The sequence below is a fragment of the Erythrobacter sp. genome, from assembly GCF_023653175.1.
GTDB lineage: Bacteria > Pseudomonadota > Alphaproteobacteria > Sphingomonadales > Sphingomonadaceae > Erythrobacter.
Genome location: NZ_JAMNXL010000089.1, coordinates 1 through 14626, shown reverse-complemented (window position 1 = coordinate 14626; position 14626 = coordinate 1). Strand labels below are relative to the sequence as shown.

Sequence of the window (14626 nt, the reverse complement as noted above, 5' to 3'; positions counted from 1 at the left end):
TGCTGATCGGCGCCTATACCGCGACCACCCTGCGCGCGGTGATCGGCACCGCCCTCGTCGCGCCGCTGTGGTGGCTGCGCGGCGGGCGGATGCCGCAGCGGCCCGTGCTCAAGCTGCATCTGGAGCGCGGAGTCGTCTCGGCCTTCATGGCGCTGACCTTCTTCTATTCGCTCACCGTCCTGCCGCTCGCCGAGGCGATCGCGCTGTCCTTCATCGCCCCGCTGCTGGCGCTCTATCTCGCCCGCGTATTGCTCGGCGAGACGATCAGCGCGCGCGCCATCGGGGCGAGCGTGCTGGGCTTCGCGGGCACGCTGGTGATAGTCGGCGGGCGGATCGGCAGCGGGGGCTTTGACGAGCGGGCGATGCTCGGGGTCGCCTCGGTGTTCGTCTCGGCGCTGCTCTATGCCTACAATTTCATCATCATCCGCCGGCAGGCGCAGGTCGCGAGCGCGCTCGAGATCGCGACCTTCCATAGCGGGGTGAGCGCAGTGGTGCTGCTGCTGATGGCCCCGCTCCTGTGGCAGACCCCGCAGATGGCCGCCGCGCTGCCGCTCGGCATTTCGGCGGTGCTGACGGTGTGCGGATCCTTCGCGATCGCCTTCGCTTATGCCCGCGCGCCCGCCAGCGTGCTGGTGCCGACCGAGTATTCGGGCTTCGTCTGGGCGGCGATCACCGGCTGGGTGTTCTTCCGTGAGGCGGTCACCTGGCCGACACTGGCGGGCACCGCGCTGATCGTTACCGGCTGCTGGATCGCCGCCCGCCCGCCGCGGGTGCAGGCGGCCGCGCTGGTCTGAGACAAAAGCCTTAGGCCGATTGCCCTTTGGCCCCCTTGACCTCCCGCGCGCGGGCGCGCAGGAGGCCAGCGAAAACCGCGCCCTTGGTGGATCGGGGGCGGGTCAATCGAAAGGACGGAACCTCCCATGACCGCAATCGGCCAGGATTCGCTCGGCACGCGCCAGATGCTTGACGTGGACGGCAAGCAATACGCCTATTACTCGCTCGCGAAAGCCGCCGAGCAGTTGGGCGATATCAGCAAGCTGCCGATCTCGATGAAGGTGCTGCTGGAGAACCTCCTGCGCTTCGAGGATGGCGGCTTCACGGTCGCGCGCGAGCACATTCAGGCGCTGGTCGACTGGCAGGCGAATCCCGCCACCGGTGCGGAAATCCAGTACCGCCCGGCGCGCGTGCTGCTCCAGGACTTCACCGGCGTGCCCTGCGTGGTCGATCTGGCCGCGATGCGCGATGCGATCAAGAAGCTCGGCGGCGACACCGCCAAGATCAATCCGCTGGTTCCCGTGAACCTCGTGATCGACCACTCGGTGATGGTCGATGAATTCGGCCACCCCAAGGCGATGGAAGCCAACATGGCGCTCGAATACGAGCGCAATGCCGAGCGTTACGACTTCCTCAAGTGGGGCTCCAAGAGCTTCCAGAACTTCACCGCCGTGCCCCCGGGCACCGGGATTTGCCACCAGGTGAACCTTGAGCACCTCGCGCAGGCCGTGTGGTCTTCGGAAGGCCCGGACGGCGTGATGGTCGCCTATCCCGACACCTGTGTGGGCACCGACAGCCACACCACCATGATCAACGGCCTTGGCGTGCTGGGCTGGGGCGTGGGCGGGATCGAGGCCGAGGCCGCGATGCTCGGCCAGCCGGTCTCGATGTTGATCCCCGAAGTGGTGGGCTTCTACCTTGAAGGCGCGATGGCCGAAGGCGTGACCGCCACCGACCTCGTGCTGACCTGCGTGCAGATGCTCCGCGCCGTGGGCGTGGTGGGCCGCTTCGTCGAGTTCTACGGCCCGGGCGTCGCCAACCTGACGCTGGCCGACCGCGCCACCATCGCCAACATGGCCCCCGAATATGGCGCGACCTGCGGCTTCTTCGGGATCGACGACAAGACCCTCGATTACCTGCGTCTCACCGGCCGCAGCGAGGAGAACATCGCGCTGGTAGAAGCCTATGCCAAGGCGCAGGGTATGTGGTTCGATCCGGCCAACGTGCCGGTCTTCACCAAGACCCTCAGCCTCGACATGGCGACCGTCGTCCCCAGCCTCGCCGGCCCCAAGCGCCCGCAGGACAAGGTGGTGCTGCAGGAGGTCGATGATCTGTTCAACGCCGATCTCTCCAAGGTCTATGGCAAGGCCGCCGCAGCCCGCGTGGGCGTTGACGGCGCGAGCCACGACATCGGCGATGGCGACGTGGTGATCGCCGCGATCACTTCCTGCACCAACACCTCCAACCCCGACGTGCTGATCGCCGCCGGGCTGGTCGCCAAGAAGGCCAACGAGCGGGGCCTCAAGCCCAAGCCATGGGTCAAGACCTCGCTGGCGCCGGGCTCTCAGGTGGTCACCGACTACCTCGTGAAGTCGGGCCTGCAGGAGCACCTCGATGCGGTCGGCTTCGACCTGGTCGGCTATGGCTGCACCACCTGCATCGGCAATTCCGGCCCGCTCGCCGCGCCGATCAGCGCCGCAATCAACGGCAATGACATCGTCGCCGCCTCGGTTCTGTCGGGCAACCGCAACTTCGAGGGCCGCGTCTCGCCCGACGTGCGCGCCAATTTCCTCGCCTCGCCGCCGCTGGTGGTCGCCTATGCGCTGAAGGGCACGGTCACCGAGGACATCACCACCACCCCGATCGGGCAGGACCAGAACGGCAATGACGTGATGCTCGCCGATCTGTGGCCGACCAACGCCGAAATCGCCGAGAACCGCGCCGCCAATATCGACCGTTCGATGTTCGTCAGCCGCTACGCCAACGTCTATGACGGTGACGAGCACTGGCAGGCGATCACCGTTGAGCCGTCCGACACCTACCAGTGGCGCGCCGGCAGCACCTACGTCGCCAACCCGCCCTATTTCGAGGGCATGACCATGACGCCCGCGCCGATCATGGACATCGTGGATGCCAAGCCGCTGGCGATTCTCGGCGATTCGGTCACCACCGACCACATCAGCCCGGCCGGTTCGATCAAGGAAGACAGCCCGGGCGGCAAGTTCCTGATGAGCAATCAGGTCGCCAAGAAGGACTTCAACTCCTACGGCTCGCGCCGCGGCCACCACGAAGTGATGATGCGCGGCACCTTCGCCAATATCCGCATCAAGAACGAAATGGTCCCGGGCGTCGAAGGCGGCTTCTCGACCTATGGCGGCGAGACCATGCCGATTTACGATGCGGCGATGCGCCACAAGGACGACGGCACGCCGCTGGTGGTGATCGGCGGCAAGGAATACGGCACCGGCTCCTCGCGCGACTGGGCGGCCAAGGGCACGATCCTGCTCGGCGTGCGGATGGTGATCGTCGAGAGCTTCGAGCGCATCCACCGCTCCAACCTCGTCGGCATGGGCGTGCTGCCGCTGCAGTTCAAGGAAAGCGACACCCGCGCCACCCTCGGCCTGTCGGCGACCGACACATTCTCGATCCGCGGCCTCGCTGACCTCACCCCCGGTCAGGACGTCACCGTCGAGGTCACCCGCGAGGACGGTTCGCAGTTCACCTTCTCCGCGTTGTGTCGCATCGATACCGCAAACGAGATGGAATATTACCGCCACGGCGGCATTCTCCATTACGTTCTGCGCAAACTTGCGGCATAAGGAGCGGCATGAGACCCGGTCGCGCCGCTCTTCTGCTTGCCCCCGCCCTGCTGCTGGCTTTGTCGGCCTGCGGGGATGATCCGGGCGAATCGAAGAGCAAGCGCGACGCGCCCTCGATCCCGCTCGGCTTCGAGCTGGCTTTCGCCGGCACCGAAGGGGAAGCCGATGTGGCACCCGCGCCGCTGGTGCCGCTCTCGCCAGAGGAGCTTGCAGCGCGGATCAAGGCGGGCAATGTCCGCCTGATCGACGTGCGCACTGATGAGGAGGTCGCGCAAGGCATGATCCCGGGCGCTGAACATATCGCGCTCGACCGCTTCGATCCGGCCAAGCTCGATCTGTCGGACGGGCGCGAGGTGGTGCTCTAGTGCCGCTCGGGCCGCCGTTCGGGAATCGCCGGCGAAAAGCTCGCCAGCGTGACCGGCGCGCCGGTGGAGCACCTCGAAGGTGGGTTGCTCGCCTGGGAGGCTGCCGGACAGCCGGTCGAAACGCCGCAAGGGCAATAAGTCCCTACAAATTCAACGAAAAAGGGCGGCCCCGCAAGGCCGCCCTTTTTGGTTTTGCGGATGGCGGCTTTCTCAGCCGAGGAGCTTGCGGCGCCCGAGGATCGCGGCGGCGGCGAGGCCGAACAGGATCGTCATCGGCGGCGCGGGCACGTCATTGCCGCCCGTCGTGCCGCTGCTGCCGCTGCTGCTGCTCGACGAGGACGACGAGCTGCTGCCCGACGAGGAGCTCGAGCCCGAAGACCCGCTGCTGCCCGACGATCCCGAGGAGCCGCTGCTGCTGCTCGAGGAGGAAGACGACGACGACGAGCTGCTGCTGGTGCTGCTGGTCATGTCGCCCGAAGATCCGCCGCTGGTCGCCCCGCCGGAGGACGAGGAGCTGCTGCTCCCCGACGACGAGGAAGAGCTGCTGCCCGAAGAACCCGAACTGCCCCCGCTCCCGCCGCTGCCGCCCGAGGACGACGACGACGAGGAAGACGACGAGGAGCTCGACGAGGAGGAGGACGAAGACGAGGACGACGAGCCCGAGCTGCTCACCGCGCCGGTCGAGGAACTGACATTGCCCGAAGAGCTGGAGACGTTGCCCGAGGAACTCGAGACGTTGCCCGATGAGCTGGAGACGTTGCCCGACGAGCTCGACACCGAACCGGTCGAGGACGAGACCCCGCCAGTGCTGCTCGACACCGTTCCCGTGCTGCTTGAGACCCCGCCCGTGCTGCTCGACACCGCGCCGGTCGACGAGGACACATTGCCCGACGACGACACAGCGCCAGTCGAGGACGAGACATTACCCGACGAGGAGACCTGACCGGTCGAGGAGGAGACCGCGCCTGTGGTGCTGGTGCTCGACACCTGGCCAGTGCTGCTCGACACCTGACCGGTCGAGGAGGTCACCACGCCCGAGGACGAGGTAGTGGTCGAGGACAGCTGGCCCGAGGACGAGGTCGTCGAGGTCGAATTGTCAATGTCGATGTCGATCACGATCCCGCTGGAACCGCTCGACGAGCCGCTGGTCGTGCCGCTGCTGCCGCCCGAGGTCGAGGTCGAGGTGGTGGTCGAGACCGAAACGTCGCCCGACGAGGAACCGCCGCCGCCGAAGAATCCGCCGAAGAAGCCCCCGCCAAAGCCGAATCCACCGCCGAAACCGCCGCCGAAGCCGCCGCCCCAGCCACCGCCCGGCCCACCGCCGCCCGAGATCGGGGGAAGCGGCGGAAGCGGGGCAGGCATGTAGGCGACCTGCGCGATCGGCGGGCATTGCGCCGCGTCGTAATAGGCCTGGACTGCGCCCTGCGGCAGGCTCGCCGCGCCACCCGGGCCTGCCGGGCCGACCGGCTGGCACTCGACGGTGCGCTCGACGATGCGGCGGCGGCGCTCCTCGGGCACGGTGATCACCCGCTCGCGGGTCTTGATGTAGCGCGCGCCGGTCACGGGATCGACCTGGATCAGCTTCCCGTCGATATTGGTCGAGAAGTCGGGCGCGTCGGTGTTCATCGGCTCGGCCATGCGCACTGCACCACCTTGCAACAATGCGACACCCGCCGCTGCGGCGGATAGCTTCGCGATGGCCAGTTTGAGCGACATGGTCCTATACCCTGTTTGCTTGCGGGGTTGCTGCGGACCTTCCCGCAATTCCCCTAAATCCAGCCTTCTATTGATGTCAGATGGCGGCGAGGGGCAATCGGGTTAACCAAGCATCGGCCTCTGATCGCGCTGGAATCGCCGCACGAACCCGGGATTTCCGCGAGCCTGTCCCGAACTGGCACCGAAAACGGAGGCGCCGTAAGCCGCTTGGTTAACGCTGGCCTCTGCCGGGGGCGCGATTCAGTCCTCGAACAGGCCGGCCTGAGGCCCAGGTGATTCTCTGGGCGGAGTCATCTCGAGATGCGCCCAGCCGGCATCGTTGAGCACCCGCCCGCGCGCGGTGCGGGCGACGAGGCCCAATTGGATGAGGTAGGGCTCGACCACCTCCTCCACCGTGTCGCGCGGTTCGGCGAGGCCCGCCGCGAGGGTCTCGATCCCCACCGGCCCGCCCTTGTAGATGGTCGCGATCATGGTGAGGTAGCGGCGGTCCATCAGATCGAGCCCGAGCCGGTCGATCTCGAGCCGGGTGAGCGCTTCGTCGGCGACATGGCGGGTGACACTGGCCGCCCCTGCCACATCGGCAAAGTCGCGCACGCGCCTGAGCAGACGACCGGCGACACGCGGCGTCCCGCGGCTGCGGCGGGCGATCTCGTGCGCGCCGTCGGGCGCAATGGCGAGGCCCATCAGGCCCGCAGCGCGGGTGACGACCCGCTCCAGCTCCTCATGGGTGTAGAAGTTGAGCCGCACCGGAATGCCGAAGCGGTCGCGCAGCGGGGTTGTCAGCAGGCCCTGCCGCGTGGTCGCGCCGATCAAAGTGAAGGGCGGCAGATCGATGCGGACCGAGCGCGCCGAGGGGCCCTCGCCGATGATGAGATCGAGCGCGCGGTCCTCCATGGCGGGATAGAGCACCTCCTCGACCACGGGGGAGAGGCGGTGGATCTCGTCGATGAACAGCACGTCATGCGGTTCGAGATTGGTCAGCAGCGCCGCGAGGTCGCCTGCCTTGGCGATGACGGGGCCGGAAGTGGCGCGGAAGCCGACGCCCAGCTCGCCCGCGATGATCTGCGCCAGCGTGGTCTTGCCGAGGCCCGGGGGGCCGAAGAACAAGGTATGATCCATCGCCTCCCCCCGCGCGCGCGCGGCGGCGATGAATACGGCGAGGTTACCCTTGGCCGCCTCCTGCCCGACGAATTCGGCCAAGCGGCGCGGGCGCAGGGCGGCGTCCGGGTCACCCGGCTGGCGGGTGGGGGTGTGGAGGGGGTCAGTCATTCAGATCCCACCGACGTCGCGCAGCCGCTTCACAGCCGCGATCGCTGATCGAGTGGCTGCCCCAACCTGCTCGGGAAGGGCGAGATTGGCTGAGGCGTATATTCCCAACTCGTGGTCAGCGTTCGTCAATCGCGGTGAGGCCCGTACCAGAACCGCCGAATTCATGATCGACAGATAGACGTGCCAAAGTTCCCGTTCGAACGCCTTGACCGACTTCGCGCCCGAAGCGCGATAGGCGGGCCAGTCGGTGAGCTTGTAGCCCGAAAGGTCCATCGGCTGGTCCGAAAACTCCGCGAGGTGGTGCAGGATGGAGCTCCCAAGAGAGGCGTCGTCACAGGCCGCGTCCAGCACCGTAAGGCTCTCGGTCTCGGCAATCCAGCGGACACTGCACACGAAAATCCGATCCCTGAAGGCGTAGAGCCGAGCCTCTGCAGCATAGGCCATCGGCGGGGTCTCGGCCTTGTCACGACTGCCTGACCGTACCCAGTCGAACATTTTGCCCACCATCACCCCGCCGCCTTTTTCAGCGCCACGCGGATCAGGTCGCCCTCGCTGGCGCCCTCGCCCAGTTCCTCCAGCGCACGCGCCACGGCTTGCGCCGCCACGGCAGGCTTGAACCCGAGATTCTCCAGCGCACTCGCCGCGTCGGCGCCCTTGCTCCCGGCAGGCACCGCAGCCACGCCAACCGCAAACCCGCCCGACCCGCCCGGCATGGCGCCAGCCTTGTCTTTCAGTTCGTTGACGATCCGCCCCGCCAGTTTCGGCCCAACGCCTTGCGCCCGCGCCACCATCGCGGCGTCACCCTTGCCGCAGGCGTCGCGCAAGTCTCCGGTCGAGAGCGCGGAGAGGATTGCCAGCGCCACCTTGCTCCCCACGCCCTGCACGCCGGTGAGCAGCCGGAACCAGTCGCGCTCGGCGCTGTCGGCGAAGCCGAGGAGGCGCATGTCGTTCTCGCTCACCTGCAATTGCGTGTGGACGGTGCAGCCCTCACCCACCTCGCCCAGCGCGGCGAGCGTGCGGCTGGAGCAGTGGACGAGGTAGCCCACCCCGCCGACGTCGACCACCGCCCAGTCCTCGCCGGTCGCGTCCAGTCTGCCTGAGAGTTTGGCGATCATGGTTTGTTCCTGCCCCAAGCCGCAAACGGCGTCCAGCCTTTATGGACAGATGCCCACACTTGCGCCAGATGGCACTCCCATGAGCTGGAACACCTTCGGGCGCGTCTTGCGCTTCACCACCTGGGGAGAGAGCCACGGGCCTGCACTGGGCGCGGTCGTCGACGGGTGCCCGCCGGGGCTCGCGATCAGCGAGGACTTCATCCAGCCCTTTATGGACGCCCGCAAGCCCGGAACCAGCCGCTTCACCACCCAGCGGCGCGAGGATGATCTGGTGCGGATCCTTTCGGGGGTGTTCGAGGGCAAGACCACCGGCACACCGATAGCGCTGCACATCGAGAACACCGATCAGCGCTCCAAGGACTACAGCGCGATCGCCCAGCAATATCGCCCCGGCCATGCCGACTACGCCTATGACGCCAAATACGGCATCCGCGACTATCGCGGCGGCGGGCGCTCCTCGGCGCGCGAGACGGCGGCGCGGGTCGCGGCGGGCGCGGTGGCGCGGTTGGTGATCCCGGAAGTCACCCTCACAGCCTACGTGTGCGAACTCGGCGGCGACCGGATCGACCCGGCGAACATCGATTATGCCGAGATCGCCAACAACCCGTTTTTCTGCCCTGACCCGGCCGCGGCGAAGCGCTGGGAAGAGAAGGTCAACGAGGCCCGCAAGGCCGGATCGTCACTCGGCGCCATCGTCGAGTGCGTCGCAACCGGGGTTCCGGCAGGCTGGGGCGCGCCGATCTATGCCAAGCTCGACAGCGATCTGGCCGCCGCGATGATGAGCATCAATGCTGTGAAAGGCGTCGAGATCGGTGACGGTTTTGACGCCGCGCGCCTGACCGGCGAAGAGAACGCCGACCGGATGCGCCCCGGCCCGGATGGCAAGCCGGTCTACCTCGCCAACCACGCGGGCGGCACGGCGGGCGGGATCTCGACCGGGCAGCCGGTGGTGTGCCGGGTGGCGTTCAAGCCGACGAGTTCAATCCTCACCCCGGTGGAATCGATCAATTCTGCGGGTGAGGCGGTGGAGGTGGTTACCAAGGGCCGCCACGATCCGTGCGTCGGCATCCGCGGCACCCCGGTGGTCGAAGCGATGATGGCGCTGGCGCTGGCCGATCACAAGCTGCTGCATCGGGCGCAGGTAGGATAAGCGGCAGCGTCAGGCGTGTGCTTGCCGCGAACTCACTCGTCGTCGAGCAGCTCGGCGGCGTAGGTCGGGGTCATCCATGCCGACGCAATACAGCTGATTTGCGCTGACAGCATGGCGATGAAGATGCCCAGCGCAGGCCATTCCTTGGCGTGCCTTGGATACCATAGACCATTGTGTGCAAATTGACCGACCAAAACGGCCCAGAAACTCACCAGCGTAATCACAATCCAACCCGAAATGGCCACGGACTTCCAGCGGATGGCATTTTCCCGCTCGTCAGGCGTCCAGTTTCCGCGCTCCTAGTATTGAACGGCGGCATTGTAGACGATGCTGCCGAACATGGCCAATGTCAGAAGGTCTTTGCCGAAAGCCCGACCTTCGATCGTCAAGTCCATGCCCGCAAGCGAGATCAACAGGAATATGAGGTTAACTGCAATGACAACATGGGGCGCAGTGAAGCCTGTGTGAATGGGTCGTCCGGTAAGTCGGCTCACCGTCCGATCCAACCGCGCGAAAATTCCCTTATCATTGCGAGCCATCATTCGCGTCCCTTCTGCAAAGCCTGTGAGAGCGAGGGGAACGGCTCGAACGAGAACAGCAGTTCCACGCTCACGCCGAACACCTCGGCCATCGACAGCGCCAGTTCGAGGCTGGGCTTGTAATCGCCGCGCTCGAGGAAGCCGATCGTCTGGGGATTGACCCCGACGGCCTCGGCGAGCTCGCGGCGGGTCATCCCGGCGTCGGCCCGGAACATGGCAATCCGGTTGTGAATTTCCCTCGTCATGTGGTCCAGATATGCGATTGGTTGTGTTTACACAACGAATATTCGCGCGGAGCAACACGGATGGGCATGAGGCCTCTCCGGTGCAGCGAGGAAAGACGGGCTGTTAGCGCCCCAGTTCCTTGGGCGGCACGTAGCTGCGGTCGTGGATGAAGGGCATCTCGCGGCCCTCCCGCAGCGCTGCCAGCACCGCCGCGAAGTCCGTCTCGCAGCGGAAGCCCAGATCGCGTTCGATGGCTGAAGGATCATAGACCCGCCCGATGCTGTCCGGCAGCACCCAGCCGCGCGCGGCGTAGAGCGCGGGCGCCTCGGGAAAGCGCCCGGCGATCAGGGCGGCTGCATCATGCTTCAGCCGCGCAGCATCGGCGCGGGTGAAGGGCGGCGGCGCGCTCACGACATAGACGCCCCAGCCCACCCGCGGCGCGGCATCGAGCGCGGCGATATGCGCCGCTGCGCAATCCTCGACCGTGAGGCGGCGATTCAGGAACTCGTTGGCCTTGAGGTTCTCGCCCGAGGGCACGGCGTGGGTGTCGTCATCCTCGGGGAAGAAGCGCGAGACCCGCAAGGCGATCACCGGCAGGCCGTGGAGATTGTGCCACAAGCGGCACAGCTCCTCGGCGGCGCGCTTGGTCACGCCGTAGATGTTGCGCGGTGCCAAAGGCCCGCTGGTCTCGTCGAGCCACACCGCCTCAGCCGCCACCTCGTCGCGGATCGCCTGCGTGATCATCAGCGAGGTTGTTGAGGTGAAGACGAAGCGGCCCGCCCCATGCCGCACCGCCGCCTCGAGCAGGCCCAGTGTGCCGGTAACGTTGACGTCGATGAAGCTCTGCGCCGGGTAGCGCGCGATGTCGGGCTTGTGCAAGGCGCCGGCGTGGATCACGCCCTCGAAGCGGTGCGCAGCGAAAAGCTCGCCGACCAGTCCGGCGTCGGCGACGCTGCCGAGCACATCAGTATGCGCACCCGGCGCGATGTCGAGGCCCGTCACCGCATGGCCGGCGCGCATCAGGGCTGGGGCAAGGAAGCGGCCGAGCCAGCCCGAGGATCCGGTGAGAAGCACGCGCATGGCTTTGCACCTAGCGTCGCGCGGGCGCGAGGCAAGAGCATCAATGAGTGTCAAATTCGATTGGTTCCCGTCCGATAGATTGAAAAAAGCGATTTTCGCAATCGCACAAATCAACTTTTGTGCAGCGCAAAAATCCCTATTTCGGCAACGTCAGTTTCAACCTCTCTCTCAACCCAGCACAAGGACAGAATCCATGGGTATCATCGGTTCGACTCTCAAGCCGTTCACCGCCACCGCCTTCCAGAAGGGCAAGGACTTCTTCACCGTCACCGACGCGGATCTGGCCGGCAAGTGGTCGGTGTTCTTCTTCTACCCGGCCGACTTCACCTTCGTGTGTCCGACCGAGCTGGAAGACATGGGCGAAAAGTACAGCCAGCTGCAGGCGATGGGCGTCGAAGTCTACGCCGTCTCGACCGACACGCACTTCAGCCACAAGGCGTGGAGCGACACCTCGGACAAGATCGGCAAGCTGACCTTCCCGTTCCTCGGCGACCAGAACCACGTGCTGTCGAACAATTTCGGCGTGCTGCGTGAAGGCGCCGGCCTTGCCGACCGTGCGACCTTCGTGGTCGATCCTGACGGCGTGATCCAGATCATGGAAATCACCTGCGAAGGCGTCGGCCGCAATGCCAACGAACTGACCCGCAAGATCAAGGCTGCGCAATATGTCCGCGCCAACCCCGGTCAGGTCTGCCCGGCGGCGTGGGAAGAAGGCAGCGACACGCTGGCCCCCTCGCTCGACCTGGTCGGCAAGATCTAAGGCCGACAGGCCACACGAACCGACCGGCGCGGGGCCACTCCCTCCCCCCCTCGGCCTGCGCGCCGGTCGAAAAATCCCGAGAGCCATCAAAGAGCCCTCGGGTCGTAGCCGGGACCGGATGTCCTCCCGCCCCTCCCCCCCTTTGCGGGCGGGCGGCATCCGGTCCCGCGTTACCCGTCCCACGGATCACACGCGCCGCGCGGCCCCATGCCCGCACCCGGAGAACACCCATGCTCGACGCAGCCATGCAGGCCCAGCTCAAGACCTATCTCGGCAATCTTCGCGAAGGCATCGAACTGGTCGCAAGCCTCGATGACAGCGAGAAGTCGCGCCAGACGCGTGCGCTGATCGAACAGATCGCGTCGCTGCACGACCTCGTCACCGCGCGCTTCGACGGCACCGATGATCGCAAGCCCAGCTTCGTGATCCGCCGCGCGAGCGATGCGGAGAAGTGGGTGCGCTTTGCCGGCCTGCCGATGGGGCATGAATTCACCAGCCTTGTCCTCGCGCTGCTGTGGGCCGGCGGCCACCCGCCCAAGGTCGACGCCGACCTGATCGAACAGGTCCGCGCGCTCGAGGGCGACTTCCATTTCGAGATGTTCTTCTCGCTCTCGTGCCACAACTGCCCCGACGTGGTGCAGGCGCTGACGCTGATGGCGCTCGAGAACCCGCGCGTCACCGCCACCCTGATCGAAGGCGGCACCTTCCAGGACGAGGTCGAGCGCCGCGACATCATGGCGGTCCCTGCGACCTTCCTCAATGGCGAGCCCTTCTACAACGGCAAGATGGAACTGGCCGAGATCCTGTCGAAGCTCGACAAGAATGCCGATGCCAGGCAGGCCGAGAAGCTCGCCGCCAAGGCCCCGTTCGAGGTGCTGGTGATCGGCGGCGGCCCGGCGGGCGCGGCGGCAGCGGTCTACACCGCGCGCAAGGGCTTCAGCACCGGGATCGCGGCGGAACGCTTCGGCGGCCAGCTGATGGACACGCTCGGGATCGAGAACCTCCCCGGCACCCCCTACACCGAAGGCCCGAAGCTGACCGACAGCCTCAAGAAGCATGTCGGCGAATACGAGATCGACCTGATGGACCTCGCCCGCGCGGTGGAACTGCGCGCAGCCAAGGACGTCGGCGGTTATCACGAGGTGGTGATGGCCAACGGCGCTTCCTTGCGCGCCCGGTCGCTGATCCTCTCCACCGGCGCGCGCTGGCGCAACCTCGGCGTGCCGGGTGAGGCGGAGTATCGCAACAAGGGCGTGGCCTATTGCCCGCACTGCGATGGCCCGCTGTTCAAGGGCAAGCGCATCGCGGTGATCGGCGGCGGCAATTCGGGCGTCGAGGCCGCAATCGACCTTGCCGGGATCGTCGGCCACGTGACCCTGATCGAGTTCGACGTGAAGCTGCGCGCCGACGAGGTGCTGCAGCGCAAACTGCGCTCGATGCCGAATGTCGAGATCATCACCAATGGCCAGACCACCGAGGTGCTAGGTGACGGCACCCGCGTGAACGGCCTCGTGGTCAAGAACCGCGCCAATGGCGATGAGCGCCGCATCGATCTGGAGGGCGTGTTCGTCCAGATCGGTCTTGTGCCAAACACCGAATGGCTGCGCGAGACCGGCCTCGAGCTCTCCAAGTTCGGCGAGATCGTGATCGACGATCACGGCGCGACCAGCATCCCCGGCATCTACGCCGCGGGCGATTGCACCACCGTGCCGCACAAGCAGATCGTGGTCGCGATGGGCGAAGGCGCCAAGGCGGGGCTGGGAGCGTTCGATTTCCTCATCCGCAACGAACCGGTCGAGGAAATCGCGCAGGCGGCTTAAGCTGGCCTAACGAACGGTTCGAGTATTCCGGATCGCTGGGCGAAGGCAGACAGTCTTTCGACCAGCGCATCCGGCTCGTCGCAAAACGCGCGGTCGAGCGGTTCCAATCGCTCCGCAACCGCGTCCACGCCGCCATGCGTCAGGGCGTGGCGCTCCATTGCATGCCATCGCTCCTGCTGATCGTCAGATGGCAGCTCGTCTCCGAACAGCGTTCTTGCAGCTTCCCGCAACAGCCGCAGCGATGTCTCGGCTTCCATCACTTGCAGACCCTCGGAGGCGAGCGTGAAATAGTCACCCGAGCTGTTCGTGAAGAACTGGTCGAAGCCGCCATTGTAGACTTCGCCCTCCAGCATGCCGACAGCGAAGTAATGCCGGTGGGCTTGCGAGAGGGTGGCAAGGCCAGAGTCGGACTGAGCCTTGCCGACCAGCCATTTCCAAAGCTCGCGAAACGGATCGTACTCCTTGAGCTTCTGGTAGAATTCCCGTGACGCCTCCATGCTGGCGCGGATGCCCTGCTTGCAGGCCATGCAGATGCCGCCTGTTTCAGCGGCGGTGCGCGGCAGGATCATGGCTCCGCATTGCGTGCAGGCGACTTTGCTCATGCTGGGGTTATGGAGTGCGCACGCGGGCCGAACAAGATCGCTTTCCTACGCGCCCCACTAATCGCCCCGCTCAATCAAACCTTCCGCATTAATCGATTGGACGCAATATCCTGAAAGCGTCATTCTCTCCTCATAGGCTACGCGGCAGCGACGCGAGTCTGCATTTCGCCATGTCAGAGGAGAGACTATCATGGACGCAAAAACCGGAGAGATGAGCGGGGGTTGCCCCTTCCACGGCAGCATGGACATGCGCAACCTGCTGGGCCGCACCAACCGCGATTGGTGGCCGCAGGCATTGCAGGTCGACATCCTGACCGAGCGCGGCCAGAGCGCCAATCCCTATGGTGAGGACTTCGATTACGCCGAGGCGTTCAACACGCTCGACTACGCGG

Annotated in this window: 18 protein-coding genes; 10 read left to right on the top strand and 8 right to left on the bottom strand. The window is 66.1% G+C overall.

Annotated elements, in window-relative coordinates; translation table 11 throughout:
* Positions 1-2: 2 nt before the first annotated feature.
* From NBV68_RS11055 to NBV68_RS11030, 6 genes are all read left to right on the top strand, one after another.
* Positions 3-794 (top strand): DMT family transporter, encoded by a 792-nt coding sequence (locus tag NBV68_RS11055; protein ID WP_296309856.1) that lies wholly within the window; start codon positions 3-5, stop codon positions 792-794.
* Between the two features lie 126 nt (positions 795-920).
* Positions 921-3593 (top strand): aconitate hydratase AcnA, encoded by a 2673-nt coding sequence (gene acnA, locus NBV68_RS11050; RefSeq protein WP_296309854.1) that lies wholly within the window; start codon positions 921-923, stop codon positions 3591-3593.
* Between the two features lie 8 nt (positions 3594-3601).
* A complete protein-coding gene (locus NBV68_RS11045; protein ID WP_296309853.1) occupies positions 3602-3958 on the top strand; it encodes a rhodanese-like domain-containing protein in 357 nt (118 codons plus the stop codon).
* A gap of 223 nt (positions 3959-4181) precedes the next feature.
* Entirely contained in the window at positions 4182-4901 is a 720-nt protein-coding gene (locus tag NBV68_RS11040) for a hypothetical protein (RefSeq protein WP_296309851.1), read from the top strand.
* 105 nt (positions 4902-5006) lie between these two features.
* The gene (locus tag NBV68_RS11035; RefSeq protein ID WP_296309849.1) at positions 5007-5324 is read left to right on the top strand and encodes a hypothetical protein; all 318 of its coding nucleotides are present in this window, start codon (positions 5007-5009) and stop codon (positions 5322-5324) included.
* A gap of 23 nt (positions 5325-5347) precedes the next feature.
* Complete coding sequence (locus tag NBV68_RS11030; protein WP_296309847.1) at positions 5348-5647, top strand: hypothetical protein; 300 nt, start codon at positions 5348-5350, stop codon at positions 5645-5647.
* 267 nt (positions 5648-5914) lie between these two features.
* On the opposite strand, the gene ruvB is transcribed toward NBV68_RS11030, so the two are convergent.
* The 3 genes from ruvB to ruvA are packed head-to-tail and all read right to left on the bottom strand — an operon-like array spanning position 5915 to position 8058.
* Positions 5915-6943 (bottom strand): Holliday junction branch migration DNA helicase RuvB, encoded by a 1029-nt coding sequence (ruvB, locus tag NBV68_RS11025; protein WP_296309845.1) that lies wholly within the window; start codon positions 6941-6943, stop codon positions 5915-5917.
* Complete coding sequence (locus NBV68_RS11020; protein WP_296309844.1) at positions 6944-7450, bottom strand: hypothetical protein; 507 nt, start codon at positions 7448-7450, stop codon at positions 6944-6946.
* The gene (gene ruvA / locus NBV68_RS11015) at positions 7450-8058 is read right to left on the bottom strand and encodes a Holliday junction branch migration protein RuvA (RefSeq protein ID WP_296309842.1); all 609 of its coding nucleotides are present in this window, start codon (positions 8056-8058) and stop codon (positions 7450-7452) included. Before ruvA ends, NBV68_RS11020 begins: the two co-directional genes overlap by 1 nt.
* A 79-nt stretch (positions 8059-8137) precedes the next feature.
* Here ruvA and aroC point away from each other — a divergent pair, with 79 nt between their 5' ends.
* Positions 8138-9208 (top strand): chorismate synthase, encoded by a 1071-nt coding sequence (gene aroC, locus NBV68_RS11010; protein WP_296309840.1) that lies wholly within the window; start codon positions 8138-8140, stop codon positions 9206-9208.
* A 32-nt stretch (positions 9209-9240) separates the two neighbouring features.
* On the opposite strand, the gene NBV68_RS11005 is transcribed toward aroC, so the two are convergent.
* The 4 genes from NBV68_RS11005 to NBV68_RS10990 form a co-directional block, all read right to left on the bottom strand.
* On the bottom strand, positions 9241-9453 hold the full coding sequence (locus tag NBV68_RS11005; RefSeq protein ID WP_296309838.1) for a hypothetical protein: 213 nt from the start codon (positions 9451-9453) through the stop codon (positions 9241-9243).
* A gap of 54 nt (positions 9454-9507) precedes the next feature.
* A complete protein-coding gene (locus NBV68_RS11000) occupies positions 9508-9750 on the bottom strand; it encodes a hypothetical protein (protein WP_296309835.1) in 243 nt (80 codons plus the stop codon).
* On the bottom strand, positions 9747-9992 hold the full coding sequence (locus NBV68_RS10995) for a helix-turn-helix transcriptional regulator (protein ID WP_296309832.1): 246 nt from the start codon (positions 9990-9992) through the stop codon (positions 9747-9749). The genes NBV68_RS11000 and NBV68_RS10995 overlap by 4 nt, the downstream gene beginning before the upstream one ends.
* A gap of 103 nt (positions 9993-10095) precedes the next feature.
* Positions 10096-11052, bottom strand: coding sequence for an NAD(P)-dependent oxidoreductase (locus tag NBV68_RS10990; RefSeq protein ID WP_296309830.1), 957 nt, complete (start codon positions 11050-11052; stop codon positions 10096-10098).
* A gap of 193 nt (positions 11053-11245) precedes the next feature.
* Between NBV68_RS10990 and ahpC the strand changes: the two genes are divergently transcribed.
* Both ahpC and ahpF read left to right on the top strand, forming a co-directional pair.
* On the top strand, positions 11246-11812 hold the full coding sequence (gene ahpC, locus NBV68_RS10985) for an alkyl hydroperoxide reductase subunit C (RefSeq protein WP_296309828.1): 567 nt from the start codon (positions 11246-11248) through the stop codon (positions 11810-11812).
* A gap of 230 nt (positions 11813-12042) precedes the next feature.
* A complete protein-coding gene (gene ahpF, locus NBV68_RS10980) occupies positions 12043-13632 on the top strand; it encodes an alkyl hydroperoxide reductase subunit F (RefSeq protein WP_296309825.1) in 1590 nt (529 codons plus the stop codon).
* Here ahpF and NBV68_RS10975 read toward each other — a convergent pair.
* Positions 13629-14234, bottom strand: a complete 606-nt coding sequence (locus NBV68_RS10975) for a DUF4375 domain-containing protein (protein WP_296309823.1) — start codon at positions 14232-14234, stop codon at positions 13629-13631. The two genes, ahpF and NBV68_RS10975, sit on opposite strands and share 4 nt — an antisense overlap.
* 190 nt (positions 14235-14424) lie before the next feature.
* On the opposite strand from NBV68_RS10975, the gene NBV68_RS10970 reads away from it, so the two are divergent.
* A partial coding sequence (locus tag NBV68_RS10970; RefSeq protein ID WP_296309821.1) for a hypothetical protein occupies positions 14425-14626 on the top strand: 202 nt, incomplete at its 3' end.

What these genes read in the sequence shown, in the direction of transcription:
- ahpC (WP_296309828.1), top strand. Translation starts at nt 11,246, where the DNA reads ATGGGTATCATCGGTTCGACTCTCAAGCCGTTCACCGCCACCGCCTTC.
- NBV68_RS10995 (WP_296309832.1), bottom strand. Translation starts at nt 9,992, where the DNA reads ATGACGAGGGAAATTCACAACCGGATTGCCATGTTCCGGGCCGACGCC.
- ahpF (WP_296309825.1), top strand. Translation starts at nt 12,043, where the DNA reads ATGCTCGACGCAGCCATGCAGGCCCAGCTCAAGACCTATCTCGGCAAT.
- NBV68_RS11000 (WP_296309835.1), bottom strand. Translation starts at nt 9,750, where the DNA reads ATGATGGCTCGCAATGATAAGGGAATTTTCGCGCGGTTGGATCGGACG.
- NBV68_RS11020 (WP_296309844.1), bottom strand. Translation starts at nt 7,450, where the DNA reads ATGGTGGGCAAAATGTTCGACTGGGTACGGTCAGGCAGTCGTGACAAG.
- acnA (WP_296309854.1), top strand. Translation starts at nt 921, where the DNA reads ATGACCGCAATCGGCCAGGATTCGCTCGGCACGCGCCAGATGCTTGAC.
- aroC (WP_296309840.1), top strand. Translation starts at nt 8,138, where the DNA reads ATGAGCTGGAACACCTTCGGGCGCGTCTTGCGCTTCACCACCTGGGGA.
- ruvA (WP_296309842.1), bottom strand. Translation starts at nt 8,058, where the DNA reads ATGATCGCCAAACTCTCAGGCAGACTGGACGCGACCGGCGAGGACTGG.
- NBV68_RS10975 (WP_296309823.1), bottom strand. Translation starts at nt 14,234, where the DNA reads ATGAGCAAAGTCGCCTGCACGCAATGCGGAGCCATGATCCTGCCGCGC.
- ruvB (WP_296309845.1), bottom strand. Translation starts at nt 6,943, where the DNA reads ATGACTGACCCCCTCCACACCCCCACCCGCCAGCCGGGTGACCCGGAC.
- NBV68_RS10990 (WP_296309830.1), bottom strand. Translation starts at nt 11,052, where the DNA reads ATGCGCGTGCTTCTCACCGGATCCTCGGGCTGGCTCGGCCGCTTCCTT.
- NBV68_RS11045 (WP_296309853.1), top strand. Translation starts at nt 3,602, where the DNA reads ATGAGACCCGGTCGCGCCGCTCTTCTGCTTGCCCCCGCCCTGCTGCTG.